The sequence below is a fragment of the Streptomyces sp. NPDC107581 genome (assembly GCF_055657175.1).
On sequence record NZ_JBVKBH010000004.1, the window covers coordinates 526,952 to 550,662 of the forward strand.

At 74.8% G+C, this 23,711-nt stretch carries 15 protein-coding genes; 4 read left to right on the forward strand and 11 right to left on the reverse strand.

Translation table 11 applies throughout. The features are described 5' to 3' along the window. Nucleotides 1-136: 136 nt before the first annotated feature. Complete coding sequence (locus ACZ7P3_RS12430; protein ID WP_472080852.1) at nt 137-502, reverse strand: ArsR/SmtB family transcription factor; 366 nt, start codon at nt 500-502, stop codon at nt 137-139. A gap of 60 nt (nt 503-562) precedes the next feature. Between ACZ7P3_RS12430 and ACZ7P3_RS12435 the strand changes: the two genes are divergently transcribed. Then, nucleotides 563-1,711 (forward strand): cation diffusion facilitator family transporter, encoded by a 1,149-nt coding sequence (locus tag ACZ7P3_RS12435; RefSeq protein ID WP_472080853.1) that lies wholly within the window; start codon nt 563-565, stop codon nt 1,709-1,711. 191 nt (nt 1,712-1,902) lie between these two features. Here ACZ7P3_RS12435 and ACZ7P3_RS12440 read toward each other — a convergent pair whose 3' ends face one another. Both ACZ7P3_RS12440 and ACZ7P3_RS12445 read right to left on the reverse strand, forming a co-directional pair. Next, a complete protein-coding gene (locus ACZ7P3_RS12440; RefSeq protein ID WP_472080854.1) occupies nt 1,903-2,460 on the reverse strand; it encodes a YbaK/EbsC family protein in 558 nt (185 codons plus the stop codon). Between the two features lie 54 nt (nt 2,461-2,514). Then, entirely contained in the window at nt 2,515-3,087 is a 573-nt protein-coding gene (locus ACZ7P3_RS12445) for a helix-turn-helix domain-containing protein (protein ID WP_472080855.1), read from the reverse strand. Nucleotides 3,088-3,190: 103 nt separating this feature from the next. Between ACZ7P3_RS12445 and ACZ7P3_RS12450 the strand changes: the two genes are divergently transcribed. Next, nucleotides 3,191-4,048 (forward strand): EamA family transporter, encoded by an 858-nt coding sequence (locus ACZ7P3_RS12450; protein WP_472080856.1) that lies wholly within the window; start codon nt 3,191-3,193, stop codon nt 4,046-4,048. Between the two features lie 174 nt (nt 4,049-4,222). On the opposite strand, the gene ACZ7P3_RS12455 is transcribed toward ACZ7P3_RS12450, so the two are convergent. Continuing rightward, complete coding sequence (locus tag ACZ7P3_RS12455; protein WP_472080857.1) at nt 4,223-4,987, reverse strand: acyltransferase; 765 nt, start codon at nt 4,985-4,987, stop codon at nt 4,223-4,225. 109 nt (nt 4,988-5,096) lie between these two features. Here ACZ7P3_RS12455 and ACZ7P3_RS12460 point away from each other — a divergent pair, with 109 nt between their 5' ends. Then, nucleotides 5,097-5,624 carry a gamma carbonic anhydrase family protein gene (locus tag ACZ7P3_RS12460; protein ID WP_472080858.1) on the forward strand — a complete coding sequence of 176 codons (528 nt, stop codon included), beginning with the start codon at nt 5,097-5,099 and terminating at the stop codon, nt 5,622-5,624. A gap of 147 nt (nt 5,625-5,771) precedes the next feature. Here the strand turns inward: ACZ7P3_RS12460 and ACZ7P3_RS12465 are convergent, their stop codons facing one another. Continuing rightward, on the reverse strand, nt 5,772-6,416 hold the full coding sequence (locus tag ACZ7P3_RS12465) for a DedA family protein (RefSeq protein WP_472080859.1): 645 nt from the start codon (nt 6,414-6,416) through the stop codon (nt 5,772-5,774). A 521-nt stretch (nt 6,417-6,937) separates the two neighbouring features. On the opposite strand from ACZ7P3_RS12465, the gene ACZ7P3_RS12470 reads away from it, so the two are divergent. Continuing rightward, nucleotides 6,938-7,888, forward strand: coding sequence for a lysylphosphatidylglycerol synthase transmembrane domain-containing protein (locus ACZ7P3_RS12470; protein WP_472080860.1), 951 nt, complete (start codon nt 6,938-6,940; stop codon nt 7,886-7,888). 7 nt (nt 7,889-7,895) lie between these two features. Here the strand turns inward: ACZ7P3_RS12470 and ACZ7P3_RS12475 are convergent, their stop codons facing one another. The 6 genes from ACZ7P3_RS12475 to ACZ7P3_RS12500 are packed head-to-tail and all read right to left on the reverse strand — an operon-like array spanning nt 7,896 to nt 23,692. Then, entirely contained in the window at nt 7,896-8,963 is a 1,068-nt protein-coding gene (locus ACZ7P3_RS12475; RefSeq protein ID WP_472080861.1) for a class I SAM-dependent methyltransferase, read from the reverse strand. A 36-nt stretch (nt 8,964-8,999) separates the two neighbouring features. Next, complete coding sequence (locus ACZ7P3_RS12480; protein WP_472080862.1) at nt 9,000-10,181, reverse strand: glycosyltransferase; 1,182 nt, start codon at nt 10,179-10,181, stop codon at nt 9,000-9,002. Beyond that, a complete protein-coding gene (locus tag ACZ7P3_RS12485; protein WP_472080863.1) occupies nt 10,178-10,990 on the reverse strand; it encodes an alpha/beta fold hydrolase in 813 nt (270 codons plus the stop codon). The genes ACZ7P3_RS12480 and ACZ7P3_RS12485 overlap by 4 nt, the downstream gene beginning before the upstream one ends. Nucleotides 10,991-10,993: 3 nt before the next feature. Continuing rightward, entirely contained in the window at nt 10,994-11,314 is a 321-nt protein-coding gene (locus ACZ7P3_RS12490; protein WP_472080864.1) for an acyl carrier protein, read from the reverse strand. After that, nucleotides 11,311-16,278, reverse strand: coding sequence for a type I polyketide synthase (locus ACZ7P3_RS12495; protein ID WP_472080865.1), 4,968 nt, complete (start codon nt 16,276-16,278; stop codon nt 11,311-11,313). Before ACZ7P3_RS12495 ends, ACZ7P3_RS12490 begins: the two co-directional genes overlap by 4 nt. A 1-nt stretch (nt 16,279) precedes the next feature. Next, nucleotides 16,280-23,692 carry an SDR family oxidoreductase gene (locus ACZ7P3_RS12500; RefSeq protein ID WP_472080866.1) on the reverse strand — a complete coding sequence of 2,471 codons (7,413 nt, stop codon included), beginning with the start codon at nt 23,690-23,692 and terminating at the stop codon, nt 16,280-16,282. Nucleotides 23,693-23,711: the final 19 nt, after the last annotated feature.

Consider the following 23,711-nt stretch of genomic DNA (forward strand, 5'->3'; position numbering starts at 1 on the left):
GAGCGCGGAGGCCGGCTCACGTGCCGCCGTCAGGCCCTCGCGGCGCTCAGCGACGGCGCGCGAGGCGCCCCCGGGCCCGGCACCGGCGGACGCGGCCGGCGGGTGCGGACGAGAATGCCGGCCCTGCGGGAGCGGCTCAGCGTTCCGCCGCGGTGGTCCGCTCGGCGAGGCGGTGATCGGCCACCTTCAGCGCCTCCTCGACCAGGCGGCGCAGATGGCCGTCGCGCAGTGAGTAGACCACGCGGCGGCCCTCCTTGCGGGTGTTCACCAGGCCCGCGAGACGCAGCCGGGCCAGGTGCTGGCTGACGGCGGGCCGAGCGGCGCCGCATGCCTCGGTGAGCGTGGTGACGTCGGCCTCGCCCGCCGTCAGGGCGTACAGCAGGGTGAGGCGGGTACGGTCGCCGAGCAGGGCGAGGAGCTCGGCGGCGACCGCGAACTGATCGTCGCCGGGGGTGCGCGGCTGCGCATGGTGCGCAGGTGATAGGTGCATGCGTGCGCTCATACGCACATAATGGATCCGTGGGCGCGGTGCGTCCACACCCGCACCCGGAAGGGGATCCACGTGAGCGACGGGCACCCGCACGGACCTGGCCAGGAACCCCACGGCCACGACCATGCTCACAGCCACGACGCGGGCCATGCCCACGACCCGGGCCATGCCCACAGCCCGGGGCACGGCCACGACCATGCCCACGAGCATGCGCGCCCCCACGCCCACGCCTCCCCCGGTCTGCGCCACCGCCTCACCCATCTCCTGACGCCCCACTCGCACGCGACCGCCGACAAGGTCGACCCCGCCCTGGAGTCCTCGGCGCGGGGCATGCGCGCGCTGTGGGTGTCGCTGACCGTGCTCGGGGTGACCGCGCTGCTGCAGGCGGCGGTGGTCGCCGTGTCCGGGTCGGTGGCGCTGCTCGGGGACACCGTGCACAACGCGGCGGACGCCCTGACGGCCGTACCGCTGGGCATCGCCTTCGTGCTGGGCCGGCGTGCGGCGACGCGGCGGTTCACCTACGGCTACGGGCGCGCCGAGGACCTCGCGGGGCTCGCGATCGTGCTGACCATCACCGCCTCCGCCGCGTTCGCGGCCTGGGTGGCCGTCGGACGGCTGCTCGATCCGCGCCCGGTCGAGCATGTGCCGGCGGTCGCGGCGGCCGCGCTGGTGGGGTTCGCGGGCAACGAGTGGGTGGCCCGCTACCGGATCCGGGTGGGCCGGGAGATCGGCTCGGCCGCGCTGGTCGCCGACGGACTGCACGCCCGGACGGACGGGTTCGCCTCACTGGCCGTGCTGCTGGGGGCCGCAGGTGCGGCCCTGGGCCGGCAACTGGTCGATCCGATCGTGGGGTTGGCGATCACCGCGGCGATCGTGCTGGTTCTGCGGGACGCGGCGCGGGAGGTGTTCCGGCGGGTGCTGGACGCCGTGGACCCGGCCCTGGTGGACGAGGCCGAGCGGGCGGTGCGGGCGGTGCCCGGCGTGCGCGGGGTGGGCGAACTGCGGCTGCGGTGGATCGGTCACCGGCTGCGCGCCGAGCTGGCGGTCGTGGTGGACGGCGAGGCGACGGTCCGCCAGGCGCACGCGATCGCCGTCGAGGCCGAACACGCCCTGCTGCATGCCGTCCCGAGACTCACGGCCGCCCTGGTGCACGCCGACCCGGCACCGGTGCCCGGCGGGACGGACCCGCATCTGGCCCTGGCGCACCATCTGACGGCCTGACCCGGCGCGGCATCGGACGGCCTGATCCGGCACTCCGTCCGACGGCCTGATCCGGCACTCCGTCCGACCGCCCTGATCCGGCGCACCGTCCGACGGCCTGATCCGACACTCCGTCCGACCGCCCTGATCCGGCGCACCGTCCGACGGCCTGATCCGGCACTCCGTCCGACGGCCTGATCCCGAAGAGCGGCCTAGGCGACCCCGAGTCCCTCCAGGACCACCGCGCCGGGCAGCTCCGCGAGCGCCTTGCCCGGTACCAGCAGCTTGCCGCGCCGGCGGCCGCTGCCGACCAGGACGTAGGGCAGGTCGGCCACGGCCGTGTCCACCAGGACCGGCCAGTCGGCGGGCAGTCCGAGCGGGGTGATGCCGCCGTACTCCATGCCGGTCTCCCCGGTCGCGGTGTCCATCGCGGCGAACGAGGCCTTGCGAGCGCCGAGCCGGCGGCGCACCACGCCATTGACGTCGACCCGGGTGGTGGAGAGCACCACGCACGCGGCGAACGTGGTCCCGCCGCCCCGTCTGCCCGCCACCACCACGCAGTTGGCCGAGCGCTCGAGCAGGTCGCGGCCGTAGTGCTCCACGAAGACGGCCGTGTCGGCCCAGCGGGGGTCGGTGTCGACGTAGACGATCCGGTCGGCGGGGACGCCGCCCTGCCAGTGGCGTACGGCGTCGGCGACCGGAGCGGTCAGCTCGTCGAGGCAGTCCGGGGCGGGGACGGCGGTGTCGAAGTCTCCGATGGGCGCGCGCATGGCCGCACGCTAACAGCCGGCGAACGGTCCGCGCGGTGGGCGTCCGGCGGGCGTTCAGCGCACGGGCGGGACCGAGACGGCCATGACCATCTCCATCGGGACGTCCCCTTCATTGCCGTACGTGTGCGGGGTGTTGGCCTCGAAGGAGGCGCTCGCGCCCGTCGGGACGAGATGCTTCACGCCGTCCACGGTGAGGGTCAGTTCACCCGCGGTGACATGGACGAGTTCCACGGTGCCGGCCGGATGCGGGTCGGACGGGCTGCGGTCGCCGGGCATCAGGCGCCAGTCCCACATCTCCAGCGGGCCGGGCGCCTCGGTGCCGGCCAGGAGCCGGTTGTAGCTCCCCGCCTCCGTGTGCCACAGCCGTACGGCCTGTTCGGCGGGGACGATGCGGACCGTGGGGCCCTGTTCGTAGTCGAGCAGCGTGGTGACGCTGATGCCGAGCGCGTCGCCGATCTTCACCACGGTGCCGATGCTGGGGTTGGTGCGGGCCTGCTCGATCTGGATGAGCATGCCGCGGCTGACCCCCGCTCGGGCGGCCAGCGTGTCCAGGGTGAAGCCGCGCTCGGTACGCCAGCGTTTGACGTTGCGCGCCAGGGACTGGGTCAGCAGGTCGAGGTCCGACACATCACATCCATGAGGGTTCACTATATTGAATTACCAAGTCCATCTTGCAGGACTATGCTGTGGTGCACCTACTTGTTCACTGCACTGTACTGCGAGGCGGCCCGTGACAGCATTCTTCGCGCTGACCACCAGTCTTCTGTGGGGCCTTGCCGACTTCGGCGGCGGGCTGCTGACGCGCCGCACGCCCGCGCTGACGGTGGTGGTCCTGTCACAGGCGATCGCCGCGGCTGTGCTCGGCGCGGTCGTGGTCGCGACCGGCGGCTGGAGCGAGGCCGGTCCGCGGCTGTGGTTCGCGGTGGCGGCGGGCCTGGCCGGTCCGCTGGCCGTCTTCTGCTTCTACAAGGCCCTCGCACTGGGCCCGATGGGCGTGGTCTCCCCGCTGGCCACGCTCAGCTTGGCCGTCCCGGTCGGCGTGGGACTGGTCCTGGGCGAGCGTCCGGGAGCCCTGCAGGTCGCGGGCATCGCCGTCGCCGTCACCGGAGTCGTCCTCGCGGGCGGCCCACAGCTGCGCGGCGCGCCCGTGCAGCGGCTGACGATCCTGCTCACGCTGGTCGCGGCGCTGGGCTTCGGCACGGTCTTCGCGCTGATCACGGAGGCATCGACCACCGTCAACGGCCTCTTCCTGTCGCTGTTCGTCCAGCGTGTGACGAGCGTCGCCGCGGGCGGTACGGCGCTGTACGCGTCGATCCTGCGGGGCGCCCCCGCCCTGCCGGAGGGCGGTCTCCCGCGGACCGCGCTGCCGGCGCTGGCCTTCGTCGGCCTCGCCGACGTGGCGGCCAACGGCACCTACGCGGTCGCCGCCCAGCACGGCCCGGTCACCGTCGCGGCGGTGCTCGCCTCGCTCTACCCGGTGGTCACGGCACTGGCCGCACGCGGCTTCCTCAGCGAACGGCTGCGCGGGATCCAGGCCGCCGGCGCGGGGCTCGCCCTGGTGGGCACGGTGCTGCTGGCGACCGGCTGAGTCACGCCGGTCTGGGCGGCCCTGCCGCACGCGGTACGGCCGGCGGTCCGGCCAGGCAGCCGTCGGACTGCGCGACTCGCCCTGCCAGACGCGGTACGGCCGGTAGTCCGCCGAATCGGCCGTCGGACTGCGCGGCTCGCCTGCCGGGCGCGGTACGGCCGGCGGTCCGCCGGGTCAGCCGTCGGCCTCCAGGCGCGCCAGCCGGGCGGCCGCCTCCTCGTCCAGGTCGGCCAGGGCACACAGCTGCTCCGGTGTGATCCCGTCCGGCAGCGGCACCGGCGCCGGTGTCCTGAGCGGCGGCTGCCAGCCGTCGTCGGGCGTCCAGCGCCGTACGACCCGGGCGGGCGCCCCCGCCACCACGGCGTGGTCGGGCACGGTCCCGCGGACGACCGCACCGGCCGCCACGACCACGTTCCGGCCGATCCGCGCGCCCGGCAGGATGACCGCGCCGGTGCCGATCCAGCAGCCCGGGCCGATCTCCACGGGTTCCATCCGCGGCCACTGTCTGCCGATCGGCTGGTGCGGGTCGTCGTAGGAGTGGTTGGTGGAGGTGACGTAGACGTACGGGCCGAAGTAGCAGTCGCTGCCGATGGTGACCGTGGTGTCGGCGATGACGTGGCTGCCGCGGCCGAGCACGACGCCGTCGCCGAGGCGCAGAATCGGGTCCGGGCCGAGATCCAGGTCCGGCATCAGACCGGCGGTGAGGGTGACCTGCTCGCCGATGATGCAGTGGGCGCCGATGTGTATCCAGGGCTCGCCGAAGACCGTACCGAGCGGGAAGGCGAGTCTGGTACCGGTTCCCATCGCGCCGAAGCGGAACCCTGCCGGGTGCTCGGCCGTGACGGAGCCCCTGCGCTGCGCCCACGACCAGGCAGCGTGGACGGCGCGCTGAGCGAGGCCTTGCCGCCAGGATGAGAACGTGTTCTTGCGCTTCGGCACGGGGTCACGTTACTCAGCGGTCGCCTCCGGGGAGAGGGCGGACCGCTGTGATCTTTGCCCCACCCTCTGTCGTACCGTTCGGGGACACGACGGACACGAGGAGACGGTGATGACGCAGAAGGCGCTGATCGTGGGCATCGGAGGCAAGGAGCCCCAGGTCGATCCGGGGGCGTTCGTGGCGCCGACGGCCTCCGTGATCGGGGATGTCACGCTGCGTGCGGGGGCCAGCGTCTGGTACGGGGCGGTCGTGCGGGGCGATGTCGAGACGATCACCGTCGGGGCGGACGCGAATGTGCAGGACAACGTCACGCTGCACGCGGATCCCGGGTTTCCGGTCAGCGTGGGTGAGCGGGTCTCCATCGGGCACAACGCCGTGGTGCACGGTGCGACCGTTGAGGACGACTGCCTCATCGGGATGGGGGCGACCGTGCTGAACGGCGCGGTGATCGGGGCCGGGTCGCTGGTGGCCGCCCAGGCCCTGGTGCCGCAGGGGATGGTCGTTCCGCCCGGGTCGCTGGTGGCGGGGGTGCCTGCCAAGGTGCGGCGCGAGTTGTCCGAGGAGGAGCGGCAGGGAGTCACCCTCAACGGCACCCTGTACGCGGAGCTGGCCAAGGCGCACCGTGAGGTGCACGAGTAGAACCGGGTGACGGGCGCGGGGGGCCGGTCGGTGGGCTCCCCTTGGAACCGAGTGGCGGGCGCCGCAGGTCTGGCTGCGGGGCTCCCCTTGGAACCGGGTGGCGGGCGCGGGAGGCCGGTCGCGGGGTTTCCCTTGCCTCCCGGATGCCTAGTCCCCGGCGCCCACCGGTTCCGCCTCCCGGTCTGCCGCCCCGGTCTTCTTCGTCTTGCGCTTGATGATCAGCATCGAGGTCAGGCCGATCAGGACCGCCGCCACCAGGCCCAGGTACGAGAAGCGCTTCAGCCAGTCCTCGGCGACGATGCCCACGTAGTAGATGACGGCCGTGGTGCCGCCGGCCCAGCAGATGCCGCCGAGGACGTTGGCCGTCAGGAACTTCCAGTACGGCATCTGGAGAACGCCCGCGAGCGGGCCGGCGAAGATGCGCAGGAGGGCGACGAAGCGGCCGAAGAAGACGGCCCACATGCCCCACTTCTCGAAGGACCGCTCCGCGGTGGCGACATGGCCCTCGCTGAAGTGCTTCGGGAACTTCCTCGCCAGCCAGGCCAGCAGCGGCCGTCCGCCCTTGCGGCCGATCGCGTAGCCGATGGAGTCACCGATGACGGCACCAGCGGTCGCACACGCGCCGAGGACGATCGGGTTGATACCGGAGTGCTGGGAGGACATGAGCGCCGCCGAGACCAGGACGATCTCGCCCGGCAGCGGGATGCCCAGGCTCTCCACGCCGATCACCAGGGCCACGACGGCATAGACGGCGGCCGGTGGCACCGTGTCGAGCCATTCCTGGACGTGCACCGCCGGTTCCTCCCCTGTCGTCGTCTTTATGTGCCGGGGCGTGGCTTGCGCAGCACACCCCACGGGAAGGCTACCTGGTCGGCGGTGAACGGCGGCTCCCGCGCACGCCCGGCGGCACCGTCCCGCCCTCGCGCCTTCGGCTTTCGGACATCCCGGTGTCACGCGGGCGGGGAAAACTCCCCGCGGTTTCGCCGCTCCGCCTCCCCCAGGACCCACCACCGTGGAGCCCGATGCGGAAGGACGACGTCCCCGTGTCCTCACTGTCCCCGCTCTCCTCACCCACCTCAACGACCTCAGCCACCTCGCCCGCCGCACCGCCCGCTCTCCCGCCCACTGCGCCCACTGCGCCCACTGCGCCCACCACGCCCGCGGCAGCACCGCCGTCGCTGTCACCCACCGCACCCACCGGACCGTCCTCGCCCTCTCCCGGCCCGCCCGCCGCGGCGTCCGCCGTCGCGCCCGGCCCGCCCGCCGCGCCGTCCTCGGCCGCCCCGGCTCCCGGTGGCGGGTCCGAGGCTCCGGTGCGCCGTGCCTCCCTCATGGCGGCCCGGCCCTTCCGGCTCGCCCTGTGTCTGTCTCCCCTGCTGCTCGCCGCGGGCTGGGCCCTGGCCAACCGGCCCCTGGCCCAGGAGGGCGCCGCCCGGCTGGTCGCGGCCGACCCCTGGTGGCTGCTGGCCGGTGGCGGATTCACCTGTCTGACCTGGGTGGCGGCCTCCTGCGTCCGGCAGGGTGCGCTGCCGGACCGGGTGCCCCCGGGGCTGCTGCTGGCCTCGCAGTTCGCCGCCGGTGCCGCGAACCACGCGCTGCCCGGCGGCCTCGGCGCGCACGCCGTGACGGTGCGCTTCCTGCGCACCCAGGGCGTGCCCCTCCCTCGGGCGACCGCCTCGATCGGCCTGTACTCACTGGCCAAGTCCGGCGCGAAGACATTGGTGCTGCTGGTGTTCCTGGCCGTCTCGCCCGCCTGGCGGCGGCTCGGGGACCTGGTCCCGGACGGGCGGTTCCTGATCCCCGCCGCCGCCGTCGTGGGCGGTGCGCTCGCCTTGGCGGGGGTGCTCATGACGGTCGTACGGCCCTTGCGGCGCCCGGTGACGGGACTGGTGCGCTCCGCCCTCGCCGATGCACGGGCGGTGCACGGACGGCCCTGCCGGGTGCTGGCCCTGTGGGGCGGGGCGGCCGCGATGCCGCTGGTGCAGGGGGGCGCGCTCGTCTGTGTCGGGTCCTCGCTCGGCCTCGGGCTGCCCTGGGAGCAGGTGGTGCTCGCCTATCTGGCGGCGGGCACCGCCGTCGGTGCCGTACCGGCGCCCGGGGGTCTGGCGGTGGACGCGGCGCTGGTCTGGACGCTGGTCGCCTTCGGTGCCACGCCGGCGGTGGCGACCGCGACCGTGATCGGCTACCGGGTGCTGACCGACTGGCTGCCCCTGCTGCCGGGCGCTCTGGTGCTGTCGGCGCTGATCCGCGCGAAGGTCCTGTGAGCGCCGGTCACTCGCGGCGGGCGACCAGCCGGTAGGCGTTGGACAGGCCGAGGCGGTGGGACAGGGGGCGTAGCGCTAGGCGGTCGAGGAGGGTGGCCGTGAGCAGGGCGGGCACGCCCGCCAGGAGAAGCGCGGTGCGCAGGGTGCGGCGCAGGGCACCGGGCGGCTCGGGCAGCCAGGGGGCGTCCTCGCGCGGGGCGGTGTGGTCCAGGGACAGCCAGACGGCGGCGAGCAGATCGACCGGATCGTGCGGCTCCGCGTGCTGCTCGGCGACCACCGTGAAGCCGAGATCGGTCAGCCGCCGGCGCAGGTTGGCGACCGGCATGAAGTGCAGGTGCTGCGGCTGGAGCCAGGGCAGCCACCAGCGGCCGAGGAGCCGGGCGTAGCGGCTCTGCGGGTCCGGTACCTCGATGAGCAGGTGACCGCCGCGGCGTACGACCGCGTGGGCGGCACGGAGTTCGCGGTCGGGATCGGTGCTGTGCTCCAGGTAGTGGAACATGCTCACCACGTCGTAGCCGGCGGCGAGGTCGGGTGCGAGGTCGGGGAAGGCACCGCGGTAGGCGTGTTCCACCCGGCCCTCGCGGGCGGCGAGTTCGACTCCGTCGGTGAAGTCCAGCCCGTCGAAGACGGTGCCGGGCAGCACGGCACGGGCCGCCTCGCAGAAGTGGCCGTGGCCGGTGCCGACGTCCAGCCAGTTCTTCGGGGTCGGGTCGTGCGGGGTCATCGCCCGCGCGCGGTCCCGGTACATCGCGGTGCGGCCGCCGAAGGTGCCGCTCATCCGCTGCTCTCCGAGGCCGTCGTAGAAGTCGCGGTAGTAGAACTCCAGTCCCTCCTCGGTCAGCCGGGGGTTCTGGAAGGTGTGGCCGCAGTCCGCGCAGCGGTCGAGGCGGAAGCGGCCGGGCTTGTGCTGGAGCAGGTCGGTGGTGCGCAGTCGGGTCGTCAGACGGGTCGAGGCGCACCAGGGGCAGGTGGTGCGCCGGGGGGCGAAGAAGCGGTCCGTGCCGTCGGCCAGGTCGGCCTGGTAGGCAGGGCGCAGGGCGGTGATGCGCTCGCTGTTCTTCTTCCGGTCGCTCATCGGCTCTCCGTTGTCCCTCCGGGCGGGGATGGCTCGTCAGTTGCTGCGTGCTGCCAGTCGTTCGAGGTGGGCGGCGGCCGCGCGGGCGCCGCCGGCCGCGCGGAACGCCGTGCGGACGCGGGCGGCGGCTGCCCGGTGGGCACGGTCGTGCAGGACGGTGTCGAGGGCGGCACCCAGCCGGGACGCGGTGACGCGGCCGAAGCGGACCCGCACACCGGCGCCCGCGTCCACGACCTGGGCGGCCACCACGGGCTGGTCGTCGCGGATCGGGGCCACGACGAGCGGGACGCCGTGCCACAGCGCCTCGCACACGGTGTTGTGCCCGGCGTGGCAGACGACCGCGTCCATCCGTTCCAGGAGCGGGAGCTGGGGCACGGACGGCACGATCAGTACGTCCTTGTCGGCGGGGTCGGCGCGGAGGGCGGCGTCCGGGTCCACGAGCACCGCCTGCACCCGGTCGGCGCGTTCGCGCAGCGCGGCGAGGCACTCGGCGAGGAAGCGGTGGCCGGCGTCGGCGTTGGCGGTGCCCAGGCTCACCAGGACCTTCGCCCGGCCGGGGTCCAGCCACTCCCAGGGGAAGCCGGGTCCGGCCGGGCGGTCGGCCAGGGACGGCCCGACGTAGTGGATCCGCTGCCCCAACGGCGCCTGGGGTCCGATGAGTTCGGGTGTGCTGAAGACCAGCAGCAGGTGGGGCGAGTAGCGCGGGTCCGCGGTGCCGGCCGGGTCGCCGATCCGGGCGCGCAGTCCGGCCAGGCACTGTCGCAGCCACTCGGCGACCTTGGGCAGGCCGTCGTAGGCGCCGGCGAACTCGGCCGAGGTGGTGGCGGAGGTCGCCCACGGCAGACCGAGGCCCTCGGCCACCAGGGCGCCGGCGAAGGCCTGCTGGTCGGCTACGACCACATCGGGTCCGAACGCCTCGGCGGCCGCGCGGACGCCCGGAGCCATCGCGTCGGCGAGCGGCACCAGGTACCACTCCCACAGGAACTTCAGCGCCTCCGCGCCGCGCAGATCGGGTGGGCGGACGACCCCCTGCGCGCCCGGTACCGGGCCGGCGCAGGCGTACACCTGCGCCTCCTCGCCCGCGAGCCGGTGCACCAGGGCGGGGTCGGCGCAGGCCCAGGCCACCCGGTGTCCGCGCGCGGCGAGCCGGGCGGCGACGCCGACGGCCGGGTTGATGTGCCCGACCAGCGGGGGGACGACGAACAGGAACCCGCTCACCGGACCCCCGCCCGCGCGCCGCTCACCGAGCGGATCAGGTCCAGGATGTGTCCGCCGACGGCGCCGGCCGCCTCGACCAGCACCGAGTGCTCGTGGCCCGGCAGCACGACGGGCCGGAAGTCCGCGAGCAGCGTCTGCTTCAGCGGCACCAGGTCCACCAGGTCCGAGTCGCCGCCGTAGACACCGAGGACCGGACAGCGTACGGCTCTGATCTGTTCCTCGGTCAGCACCCGGCTGGCGGGGATGTCCCGGCCGAGGGTGGTCTCGCGGGCGAGCCGGGCGGCGCCCCTGGCCAGCCGGGCGGTGTTGTGGCCGCGGTTCGCGGTGATCCAGGCGATGGCGTCGGGCTCGTTGTGCGCGAGTTCGGCCACCACCCGGCGCAGGATGCCGCCCAGCTTGGACGCCCAGGCGGCGGTCGCCGGCTCGGACTCGATCAGGGTGAGGCAGGCCGTGCGGTCCGGGTGGCGGGCCGCGTAGCCGAAGGCGATCGTGCCGCCGTAGGAGTTGCCGACCAGGTGCAGGGGGCCGGTGATCCCCAGCCGGTCCAGGAGCGCCTCCAGGTCGTCGATGTTGTGGTCGAGGGTGTAGCCGTCCGGCGGGCGCTCGCTGCGGCCGTGCCCGCGCAGGTCGTACATGAGGACGTCCAGGCCGGCCGCCGTGAAGGCGGGGGCGACGGTGAAGTAGTAGCTGGCCAGGCTGTCGGTGAGCAGCCCGTGCACGAGGACGACCGTGGCGTGCGGGGCAGGGCCGTCCGCGGGGCTCATCCGCTGGACGTGCAGCCGGATTCCGGCGGCGTCGATCATCGCCATGGCTCAGCCCGCCTCCGTGGTCTTCAGGCTCCACACCACGTACTCGACGAGCCGGCCCACGGTCAGCTCGATGATCTCGTCGAACTCCATGCCGGCCAGGAACTCGGCAAGGTTGACCCTGCGCCCGTACCGCTCCTCCAGCAGGCCGGCCAGGGTGACGAGGTCGATGCTCTCCAGTTCCAGGTCGCGGTTGAAGGTGGTGGACATGCCGATCACCACGTCGTCCTCGCCGTACTCCGCGAGGAGGGTGCGGAGCATGCCGATGATCTCGGCGAGCACCGTGTCGGTGGTGGGCCGCGCAGGGACCGGCGGGGTGGGGTTCATCGGGTGTACTCCTCGGCTGCGTCGTCGTCTTGTCCGGCGGTGGACTCGGGTCCCGTCGTCCAGGCCACCACGTAGGCGCGTTGCTGCAGGGTGGGCGGGTTGCTCACGGGCGCACAGTGCACGTTGCAGGCGCGCTCCAGCCGGCCGGAGACCACCAGCCGGCTGCCGTCCGGAGCGGCCTCCCGCACGGCGAAGTCCCTGGGGCGCCCACCGAATCCGGTGCCCTCGGCCTTGGCGACGGCCTCCTTGGCGGCCCAGAAGCGGGTGAACCACAGGGCGTCGCCGTCGGGGCCGTCCGCGCGGAGCGTGCGCAGGAGACGCAGTTCGTCCTCGCCGAGAGCGGTGCTGAGCGTCGCGGGGTCGCGTGCGGTCACTTCTTCGATGTCGATGCCCGGCCCCGGACGGGGACCGTGCGGCCGTACGATCGCCACGCCGGCCTCGGCCCGGTGGGCGAGCGAGACGTCCAGCGGAGGCAGGGTGCGGCCGTGCACGCCGGTGACGTACGGGCGGCCGAGTTCGTCGTTGTGCACCCGCAACTCCGCCGGGAAGACCGGGCCTTCGCCGTGCCGCCAGAGCCACTGCCGTACGGCGTCCTTGACGGCGATCCGGCCGAGCAGCCACTGCCGGCGGCCGCGCGGCGGCCGCCCGGCGTACTCCGTGCGCTCCGCGCCGCCGAGCGCGTTGCGCATGATCAGTTCGCGCGAGGCGAGATCGGGCCACCGCTCGTGCACCAGCGTCCAGCCGCCGGGGCGGGCCTCGGAGAGGGTGTGGCGCTCGGGGAAGCGTTCGACGGGCCGGGTCTGCGGGTCGTTGTCGAAGCGGCGGTCCTGCCAGCCGCCGAGGACGGCCCACACCCGGCCGCCGACGGACAGCTCCGCGTCCGCCTCCAGGACCGTGTCGGTGAGCGAGGTGATCCGCAGCAGGCAGACGACCCGGGTCCCCGGGGCCGGGTGGGGCCCGTGGAACCGCATGTGCCGCATCTGCACCGGGAAGACGACGGTCCGCTCGGTGCGGGTCGACATGATCCAGTAGCCGAGGAGCTGGCCGACGTTGTCGAGCAGCGCGCCGGGCGCCGCGGGCGCGGTGATCACTCCGCGGATGTGCCGGGAACCGACCGCGGTCAGCTCCGTGAGGCCCTGGAACGCCGGGCCGTGGAACATCCAGCGCTCACGGTAGATCTGGGCGGCGGTGTGCTCCGGGGTCCTTTCGGGGACGCCGGCCAGGAGGCTCGGCGCGGGCGGTGCCGGATGGTGCGGGGCGAGTTCGATCACGGCACGGGCCGTGGGGCCGAACGTGACGGCCACGCGGTCCGGGTGGACCGGATCGGGGGTGACGGTGACGGGCACGTCGGCCGGTGGTGTGGCGGTGAGCCACCGGTCGAACCGGGCTCCGTGCACGGCGACCGCCCGCAGCCCGGGAGCTGATTCCTCCGCCGCGTCCATCATGTGCCGGACCAGTGTGGTGGCCGGGACGACCGGCCAACGGTCCTCCACATCGGGCCAGTTGGGGCGCTGCGGGAAGAAGCAGTGGTCCAGGAGGTGCGGCATGGCGCCGGGCGACACATGCACGGTTGTCGTCGTGGAGGTGGAGCTGGAAGGAGTGGAGAGGGCGGCGGGGGGCGGGACGGCCGTGGGGGTGAGCGGTGAGGGAACCGGGGTGGGGGTGGAGGTGGGGGTTGGCCTGAGGCTGGTGCTGGGGCTGAGGCTGGGAGGCAGGCTTGAGGTGAAGGTGGGTGCCTGGGACACGGGCGCCGGGGCGACGGTTCGGCGGTCGCTCGCCGCGATCAGCTCCGCGGCGGTGTCCGCGGTGTCCCGCAGCAGCGCGGTCAGCTCGGCGGCGACCGGGAACCGGGCGGCGAGGCCGTCCAGGGGGGAGGCGGCGGGGCCGGACGGCCGCGAAGGAGGCGCCGTCGGCCGGCCCGGCCGTAACTCCGACCGCAGCGCGTCGAGGTCCGGCCCGGCCAGCGAGACCAGCGCGCCGTCCAGGTCGAGGCGCACGGCGGCCCGGGCGGGCGCGTGGGCAGGGGATGACGGCTCGGACGCGAGGGCGGCCGATGCCGCCGCGGGCGCGTGGCCCGGCGCAACCACCTCGGACGCATGCCCGGGCGGTACCACCGCGGACGCGTGGCCAGGAGATGTGCTCGTGGACGCGTTGGCAGGCCGTGCCGGCTCGGGTGCTTCGGCCCGGGCTGCAGGGTCGAGCGGCCGGGCTGCAGGGGCAAACGGCCGGGCGGGCGGGTCGAGCGGCCGAGCGGGCGGGTCGAGCGGCCGCGCGGGCGGGTCGAGCGGCCCGGTGGGTGGCAGTGCCGGTGCCACCCGCGCCCCTGCTGCCCACAACGCCGTTGCCACGCGGCGGAGTTGGGACATGCCGGGGCGGTGGGGGGAGTTGGCGGCGACGGTGAGGTGGTCGCGGTCGGCGAGCGTGTCGGAGATGAGGGAGGCCAGCTGGCCGGGTCCGGTCTGCACGAAGGTGCGGTGGCCTGCCGCGTACAGGGCCTCGATCAGCTCGCGGAAGCGCACGGGCTCCAGCAGGTGCCGTACGAACAGTGCACGCACCGCCGCCTCCTGGCCCGGGAAGGGCGCGGCGGTCGTGCCGGACCACACCGGCACGGCCGGCGGATGGAGCCGGAAGCGGTCGGCGGCCTCCTTGATGGGCGCGAGGTACGGTTCGAGCATCGGCGTGTGGAAACCGGAGCGGAAGGGCAGCACCTGGCACAGCACGCCCTCGCCGCGGAAGGCCCGTACGAACTCCCGGACCGCCGCGTCCGGTCCGCACACCATCGACTGGCGGGGCGCGTTGTCGTGGGACAGCACGATCCCGGAGCCGTCCCAGGCCTCGGCGAGGGCGGTGCGGACCCGTTCGGCACCGGTGCCCACCACGGCGAAGGAGAGACCCGGCACGGTCAGTGCGTCCGGGTCGAAATCGGCCATGAAGGCGTCCACTTGGGAGCCCGAGTACAGGCCGGCCGCCACCATGGCCGTCCACTCGCCGACGCTGTGCCCGGCGACCGCGTCCGGTACGACCCCCATGCGGCGCAGCGCGGCGTCCAGCAGCCGGCCCACGCCGACGACAGAGACGCCGTGCCGTCCGACGTCGCTGACCTGCACGTCCGTGCCGCTTCCGATGCCCGTGCCGGTGCCGGCCAGCGGGGCCAGGCCGAAGTGCGCGGCGATGTCGTCCGCGCGGGGCGCGAAGTCGCTCTCCAGGCCGGGGAAGACGAAGGCCAGCCTGCCGCCGGCGGGCCCGAGCAGCGGGGCGGGCCGGAACCAGACGTCGTTGCGGCCCTGCCAGGCCCGGCCCTTGCCGACGACCCGCCGGGCCAGCGCGAGCCGCTTGGCGGTGGGGTCGACGATGCCGAGCCGTACGGGACCGGCGGCCGGGTGCGGCCGGGCGGGGTCGAGGCCGGAGGCGAGGACGGCCGAGTCGTCGGCGCCGAGGAGCGCGGCGAGCCCGTCGGCGCCGTCGGCCGCGAGCAGGAGGATGCGCTCGGTTTCGGCGACCGCCGCCGCGGGCCGGGATCGGGCAGCCGGCCGCCAGCGCGCGCCCGGCGCCTCCTCCAGCACCACGTGGGCGTTGATCCCGCCGAACCCGAAGGCGTTCACGGCGGCCCGCCGCACCGGCTGCTGCGGGCGGGTCTCCCAGGGGCGGGACCGGTCGAGGATGCGGAAGCGGGTGGCCTCGAGGGCAGGGTGGGGCTCTTCGCAGTGGAGGGTGGGCAGGAGGGTGCCGTGGTGGAGGGCGAGGACGGCCTTGACGAGGCCGGCGACCCCGGCGGCCGGCATGGTGTGCCCGATCATCGACTTCACCGAACCGAGCACGGGTCGCTCGTCACTGTGAGCCGTGGCGGGTCCGAACACCGCGGCCAGGGTGGCGAGTTCGGCCCCGTCCCCGGCCGGGGTGGCGGTGCCGTGCGCCTCCAGCAGGCCGATCGAGTCCGGCGCGGCGGGATCGAGTCCGGCGGCCCGCCAGGCCTGGCGCACGGCACGGGTCTGGCCACCGGGATCGGGGGTGGCCGGCCCGGCGGTACGGCCGTCGCTGGCCACGCCGGTCCCGCGGATCACCGCGTACACGCGGTCGCCGTCGCGTTCGGCGTCCACGAACCGTTTGAGTACGACGACGCCGGTGCCCTCCCCGATGAGGATGCCGTCGGCGTCGCGGTGGAAGGGGCGGCTGCGCTCGGTCGGGGACAGCGCGCGGAGCTGGGAGAAGACGCTCCACAGGGTGATGTCGTGGCAGTGGTGCACTCCCCCGGCCAGCATCATGTCGCAGCGGCCGGTGGCGAGTTCACTGACCGCCTGGTCGACGGCGACCAGCGAGGAGGCGCAGGCCGCGTCCACGGTGTAGGCCGGGCCGCGCAGGTCGAGGCGGTTGGCGATGCGGGACGCGGCGAGGTTGGGGACCAGTCCGATCGCGGACTCGGGCCGGTCCGGCCCGAGTCGTTCGGTGAACGCCTCCCGCACCCGGCCCAGTTGGGCCGACGACAGCTCGGGCAGTAACTCACCGAGTGTGCGTACGAGTTGTCCGGCGGTGCGCACCCGCTGGTCGAGCCGGACCAGACCGGGGGTGAGGTAGCCGCCGCGGCCCAGGGCCACGCCGATGCGCTGCCGATCGGGCAGCCGGGCCTCGCCGCCGGCGTCGGCGAGGGCGGCGGCGGCCACGTCGAGGGCGATCAGCTGGTCGGGCTCGGTGCCCGGCACGGAGGCGGGCATGATGCCGTACCGGGTCACCTCCACCTCGGCCAGGCCGTCGACGAAACCGCCCCGCCGGCAGTAGATCCGGTCGGCCGCGGCGGGTCCGGTGGCCGAGCCGGGGCGGTAGTAGTCGGCGTCCCACCGGCCCTCGGGGACGTCGCCGATCGCGTCCACGCCGTCGCGGAGATTGCGCCAGTAGGCGTCGAGGCCGGCGGCACCGGGCAGCAGCACCGCCATCCCCACGACGGCGACGGCTGTCTGAGGCTGCGTCATCTCACCAGCCCGAAGCGGTGTAGACGACGGCGCGGGCCGAGCGGTCGCCCCAGGCCAGCTCCCGCAGCAGGGCGGCGGTGCCCTCGTCCGGGTCGATCAGCTTCACCCCGCGGCGGGCGTACTCCCGGCCGAGTTCCTCGCCGACCATGCCGTTGTGGCTGCCGGACGGCGCCCAGGGGCCCCAGTGGACGGTGAGCGCGCGGTGGCCCGTGCGGACGGCCCAGTCGGCACCGAGGCGCTCCAGGGCGTCGTTGGCGGCGGCGTAGTCGGCCTGGCCGCGGTTGCCGAGGACGGCGGCGATGCTGCCGAACAGCACGGTGAACGCGGGTCCGCCGGGGAGGTCCTCCAGTGCGGCGAGCAGCGCGGCGGCCCCGGCCGTCTTCGTCCCGTACACGCGCCGGAAGGACTCGGGGCTCTTCTCGGCGATCAGCCGGTCCTCGATCACCCCGGCGGCGAAGACGACGCCGTCGAGCCGCCCCTGTTCGGCGTGGATCTCCTTGACCGCCTGCCGTGCGGCCTCCCGCTCCCGGACGTCCACGGAGCGGTAGCGGGCCTCGCTGCCGAGGGCGGTGAGTTCGGCGAGGGTCTCGGTGATCTCCCGCTGGGCGAGGATCAGTTCGGCGGCCCGGTTGATCTCCGCCGGCTTGCGGGCGCCGTCCGCGGCGAGGGCGGCGCGCAGTTCGACCGCGGTGCGGGCGGCGGCGGTCGCCGGTGGTTCTGGCTCGGTGGGCGCGGGGGTGCGGCCGAGCAGTTCGATGCGGCAGCGGCTCGCGGCGGCCAGCGCGATCGCGAACCTCGCCGTGATGCCGCGGGCGCCGCCGACCAGCAGCACCACGGAGTCCCGGTCGAGGCCGAGCGCGGCGGCCTCGGCCGCGCCGTCCCCGGCGGGGCCCGCGCCGGTGCTGCCGAGCGGTCCGAGCGGCGCGGCGGCCAGCTCCAGCCCGCGCCGCGGGCCGGTGGCGGCGCGCAGGACGACGGGGGCCGGCTCCGGGGCGAGCAGTTCGGCGAGCAGGACGTCGGCGACGGCCGCGGGATCGGTGTCGGCGGTCGTGACGATCCGGGCGAGGGTGTCGGGGTACTCCCGGGCGATGCTGCGGAAGAGGCCGTGGAGACCGGCCGACCGCATCGCCTGGACTCCGTCGGCCGGCTGGACGGCCAGCAGACTGCGCGGGCCGCGGGCCAGGGCCGCCCGCAGCACCGGGAAGACCTCCGGCAGCACGGGCAGCTCCGGGCCGCCGCCCAGTGCGCCGAGGTAGAGGACGCCGTCGACCGTGCCGTCGGCCTCGCCGAGCAGGTGGTCGTGGACGGCGGTCACCGGGTGGGCGCCGTGGGCGGTCAGCCGGGCGGTGACCTCGGCCGCGGCACCCCCGCCGTCGCCGAGGAGGAAGAAGCGGCGACCGGACAGGACGGCCGCGGGGTCCGTGGGGACGGCCGGCTGCGGCAGGACCACCGGGCGCAGCTCACAGCGCTGGGGAGCCACACCGAGGGGAGTCTCGGCGAGGGACGCCGCTCGGGACGCGCCGGCGTTGAGCGCTCCGGTTGCGATGGAAGCGGGCGCTCCGGTTGCGATGGGAGTGGACGCTCCGGTTGCGGTGGGAGTGGGCGCCCCGGAACCCGTGGATGCGGGGAGCCCGGAATCCGTGGAGCTGAGCGCCCCGGTTGCCAGGGAAGAGAGCGCTCCGGTTGCCGGGGAAGTGCCGGCTGCGGAACCCGTGGACGTGGGCGCCCCGGATGCCGGCGGGGCGGGCGCTTGCTCCTCGGCGTCCTGGCCGGGCGCTCGTTCCCGGCCCTGGTGGCCCGAAGACCGCTCCACGGCTTCCCGCCCGGCCCCTGTTTCGTCCGTCCCCCGGTTGTCTCCCCGCGCCGCCCCGGCACCGCCGGCCCGTGCCGTCAGCCAGGCCGTGACGGCCGCGGCCGTACGCGCCTTGGTCAGGTCCTCCAGCTCGGCGTCGTCCAGGAGTTCCGCCCCGCCCGCGATCCCCAGGCGTCTGGCGAGTTCACCCGCTATCTCGGCCCGTTTGATCGAGTCGATGCTCAGGTCGGCCTCCAGGTCGAGATCGGGTTCGATCATGTCGACGGGATAGCCGGTGCGCTCGCTGATGATCTCCCGCACGACGCGTTCGACGTCGTGTCCGGGCCCGGCCGGCTCGGACGACGACGGCTCGGGCGACGGTGACTGAAGGGACGGTGACTGGGGGAACGGTGATTGGGGCGATGGCGGCTGGGACAGGGCGGCCGGGGGGACGGCGAGCCGGCCCGGCTCGGGGAGCGCGGCCTGCGGCAGCGGACCGGGAGCGGCAGGGGCCGGCGCGGTGAGTCCCGGCTCCGCACCGAAATAGGTGAGCAGCACATCGCGCTGGGCGGCGATCATCTCCCGGCTGGTGCGCAGGAATTCGGAGATCAGCGCGTCCCGGCCGACCGGGTCGCCGTACGGCGGGTTCGTCGTCACAGTGGTCTCCACGACTCGTCGGGCCGGTGCGAGGGCACCGGGCAGGAGTGCTCCGTCGGCGGTGCGGACGAGGTGTCCGTCGACCGTCCAGCCGGGCCGCCGCGGCGCCGGTGTCCGGACCGCGTCGACGGCGTCGCGGCCCCGCAGGAGCCAGGCGGTGCGCACCGGCAGGCCTGCGACGGCCAGTTGGGCGAGGGCATCGAGCCAGCCGGTCAGACCGCTGTCGGGGCGGGGCTCGCAGGCGACGGTCCGGTGCGGGCGGCCGCCGAGGATCTGGCCGACGAGCCGGGTGAGGATCCGGCCGGGACCGGCCTCGACGAAGGTCCGCGCCCCGGCCTCGTACATCGCCTCGATCTGGTCGGCGAAGGCGACCGGCGCACCGATCTGGGCGGCCAGTTCCGCGCGGACGGCGTCGGCGTCCGGGGGGTACGGCGCGGCGGTGCGGTTGGCCCAGACGGGGAACTCGGGGGCGCGTACGGCCGTGTCCGCGAGGATCTTGGCGAACCGTTCCCCCGCCGTGGCCACCACCGGGCTGTGGAAGGCACAGGCGACCGGGATGCGCCGCGTCCCCAGACCGGCCTCCAGCAACCGCCGTACGGCGGCCTCGACGTCCGCCGTCGGTCCGGAAATCACCGACTGTTCGGGCGAGTTGCGATTGGCCACGACGATCGAACCGGGTGTCTGCGCGGCGCGCAGGACGCGTTCGACGTCCTCGGCCGGCGCTCCGACGGCGGCCATGGTGCCGGGGGCGTCGCCGGCGGCCGCCAGGATCGCGCTCGCGCGCTCGGCGCTCAGCTCCAGGAGGGTCTCCGGGTCGAGGGCGCCGGCCGCGCTCAGGGCGACCAGTTCCCCGTAGCTGTGTCCGGCCGCGAGGTCCGGGTGGACGCCGGCGGCGGTGAGGAAGGCGTGGGCGGCGAGTCCCGCGATGCCCAGCGCGGGCTGTGCGGCCCGGGTGTCGGTGAGCGCGGCCAGCCGGCGTTCACCCGCGGCCTCGTCGAAGGCGGCCGGCGGGTACAGCCGGTCCGCGTGGGCGCGGCCGAGCTGCAGATAGTGCCGCAGCCCGGGCAGGGCGACCAGCAGGTCGCCGAGCATGCCGGGCCGCTGGCTGCCCTGGCCGGGGAAGAGGAAGGCGACCTTGGCGCCGTCCTCCGGCACGGCCGGGGCGCTCAGGTGGATCCCGGCCGCCGGATCGTGCTCCTCGGCCAGGACCCGGCGCAGCTGTCCGGTCAGCTCCGCCACGTTCCGGGCGACGACCGCCGCCCGTACCGGTTCGTGGGAGGCGTCGGCGCGGCGGGCCGCGGCGAGCGCGAGGTCACGCAGGCGCCAGGGGCTGCCGTCGGTCCCGGCGGCCGCGAGGATCTGCTCGACGTCCCGGTGGGCCGCGGCCGTGTCCCTCCCGCGGAACAGGAACAGCTCGGCGGGCCAGGCGTCCAGGGTGTGCTGCGGCGGTACCGCGTCGCCGTACGCCCCCACGACCACGTGGAAGTTGGTGCCGCCGAAGCCGAACGCACTGACTCCGGCGAGGCGTTCGGCGGCCGGTGCCGCCCAGGGCCGGGCGCGGGTGTGGAAGGCGAACGGGCTGTCCTGCTCCGACCAGGCCGCGTTGGGCCGCTCCAGGTGCAGGGTGGGAGGCTTGACGCCGGTGTACAGGGCGAGGGTGGTCTTGATGAGTCCGGCGAGTCCGGCGGCACACTTGGTGTGCCCGATCTGCGACTTGACCGAGCCGAGCGCACACGAGCCGGCCTCGGCGCCCGCCTCGGTGAACACCTGGCCGAGCACGGTGAGTTCGGTGCGGTCGCCGACGACCGTGCCGGTGCCGTGCGCCTCGACGAGGCCGACCTCGGCGGGTGAGACCCCGGCGTTGCGGTAGGCGCGCAGCAGCGCGGCCCGCTGTCCTTCCGGGCGGGGCGCGGTCAGGCCGAGGGAGCGGCCGTCGCTGGCGGATCCGACGCCCTTGATCACACCGTAGACGCGGTCGCCGTCGCGTTCGGCGTCGGCGAGTCGCTTGAGGACCACGCAGGCCACGCCCTCGCCGAGGGCGATGCCGTCGGCACTGCCGTCGAAGGCGCGGGACCGGCCGGTCGGCGAGAGGGCGTGCACGGAGGAGAACAGGACGAAGTCGTTGATGCCGTTGTGCAGGTCGGCTCCGCCGCACAGGACGACGTCGCTGCCGCGGGAGACGAGTTCCTTGCAGGCCACGTCGAGCGCGGCGAGGGAGGAGGCGCAGGCGGCGTCGACGGTGTAGTTGGCGCCGCCGAGGTCCAGGCGGTTGGCGATCCGGCCGGCGATGACGTTGGCGAGCATGCCGGGGAAGGAGTCCTCGGTCAGCCGGGGCAGCTGCTCCTCCAGGCCCTCGGGGACCTTGCCGTAGTACGACGGGAGGACGGAGCGGAGGGTGGCGGCGTTGGACACGTCGCTGCCCGCCTCGGCACCGAAGACGACGGAGGTGCGGGAGCGGTCGAACTCCCGCCCGCGTTCGCCGTATCCGGCGTCCTCCAGGGCACGGCGGGCCGCCTCCAGGGACAGCAGCTGGACCGGTTCGATGCTGCCGAGGGAGGCGGGCGGGATGCCGTAGCTCAGCGGGTCGAAGGGGATGCGGGGCAGGAAGCCGCCCCACTTGGAGGCCGTGCTGCCGGCGGTGTGGTGCACCGCGGGGTCCCAGCGGTCGGGCGGGACCTCGGTGACGGCGTCGTGTCCGGTGACGATGTTCGCCCAGAAGGTGGCGAGATCGGGGGCCTGCGGGAACATGCAGGCCATGCCGACGACGGCGACGTCGAGCGGTGCGGGGGGCGCCGGTTCCGCGGCCGGTCGGAGGGTGGTCGCCGCCCGGGCGGCGAGGAAGTCGGCGGCGCCGTCGGTGACGCCGTGGTGCAGGGCGGCGACGGTGGTGGTCGCCGAGCGCAGCACGGCGACCTCGCCTGCCATGAACATGCCATCCTGGAGTTGGCGTTCTTCCCCGACACCGGACAGCTCGCCCCCGGCGGAGCGCTCGACGCCCTTGCTGGCGATGCGCAGCCGCCCGACGTTGAGCCGCTCCAGTGCCTCCCAGACCTCACGGTCGGGCAGGCCGGACGCGCGTAACCGGGCTTCGCGGTCGCGGTAGCCGGCGGTGAAGGGGCTGGAGACGCAGCGGGTGGCATGGCCGGGCGCGGTCTCCAGCAGCGCGGTGGTGGTCGCGGTCAGCACCTGCCGCTGGAAGAGCGGCCGGATCGCACCGTGCGCCACGGCCTCCTCGGTGAACAGGTAGGCGGTGCCCATCAGTACGCCGATGGCGGCGCCCCGGGCGGTCAGGGGTGCGGCGAGGGCCGCGGTCATCGCGGCGGACCGCTCGTCGTGGATGCCGCCCGCGAAGAACACCTCCAGCTGCCGGGCGGTGTCGGGATCGGCACCTTCCAAGAAGTCTTCCAGTACGCCGAGTTGGGCCTCCCAGAGCGGGAAGGAGGCGCGCGGCCCGACGTGCCCGCCGCACTCGGAGCCCTCGAACACGAACCTGCGCGCGCCGGCCTGCAGGAACTGTCCCAGCAGTCCCGGCGAGGGCACGTGCAGGAACGTGCGGATCCCGGCCCGCTCCAGCGCCTCTGCCTGGGCGGGGCGTCCGCCGGCGATGACGGCGTGCGTGGGCCGCAGTTCCCGTACGGCCTCCAGCTGGGCGTTCCTGATGTCCTCGGGGGCGAAGCCGAGGACGCCCACGCCCCAGGGGCGGCCGTCGAGCACCGCACGCGCCTCGGTGAGCATCGACCGGGTCCGCTCGCCGTCGGCGAGCGCCAGCGCCAGGAAGGGCAGCGCACCGTCCTCGGCGACGGCGGCGGCGAACGCCGCCTGGTCACTGACCCGCGTCATGGGCCCCTGGGCGACCGGGAGCCTGGTTCCGAGCGCCCGGCTCATGGCCGACCCGGGCCGCAGTGCCCGACCGGCCCCACCCTCCGCCGGCTCCGCGGGGCCGCCCTCGGACAACATGACCGGCACGCCCCCGGCCGGCGCGACCGGCTTGCCCCCGGCCGGCCCGCCCCCGGACAGCGTGACCGGCCCGTCGGCGGCCGGCTGCCGCGGGCCGTCACCGCGCGGCTCCTGCGGCCCGACGATTTCCGCGATCGCCGCTTTCAGCTCCTGCGGCCCGACGACTTCCGCGATCGCCGCTTTCAGCTCCCGCACCGTCCGCCGTACGTCCCCCCACCGTTCGGCGAACCGTGCGGCAAGGAAGCCGTCCTGGCCCACCGGGAGGAGCTGGCGGCGCAGGTCCCGTGCGCCGAGCAGGGGAGCGACCGCCGCGGGGTCGTCGGCGGGTGCGTGCGGGGTGCCGGGACCGCGCCTGCGCAGTACCCGATGGCCGCCGAGGACCACCGTCTCCGAGCCGTCCAGGGACCGCAGCGCGGCCCGGGTCGCCTCGGGCAGTGCCGACTCGGGCAGCAGGGCCAGCTGGCTGTCCAGGACCACACCGGCCGCCCCGCCGGCCACGGCGGCCGCCGCCGTACGCGGGCCGATACCGCCACAGCCCCAGACCGGCACACCCAACCCATCCTTGTTCAGGAGGAGTTGGAGCAGGACGAAGCTGCTCAGGGATCCGATCCGGCCACCGCTCTCGGCACCCCGGGCGATCAGCCCGTGCGCCCCGGCACGGACCGCCTCCCGCGCCTCGGCCAGATCGGTGACTTCGGCCAGCACCCGGCACAGCGGGGTCACCTCGCCCACACTCCAGGGGGCGTCGGCGGCGAGGACCACGGTGTCGGGCACCCGGCCCAGATCGGCGGGGCGCAGGGCGCAGCCGCCCGCCACCCGCACGCCGAAGGGCCCCGGGGCCGCTCGCCCCAGCCGGGTCAGCTCCTCGCGGGATCCGCGGTCGCCGACGCCCAGGTCGAGGATGCCGAGCGCGCCGGCACCGCAGGCGGCCGCGGCGAGTCCGGCGTCGGGTTCGCCGAAGGGGTTGAGACAGAGGATCAGGTCGTAGGCGCGCACAGGGGAGGTCATGTTGCTCCGAAGAATCGGG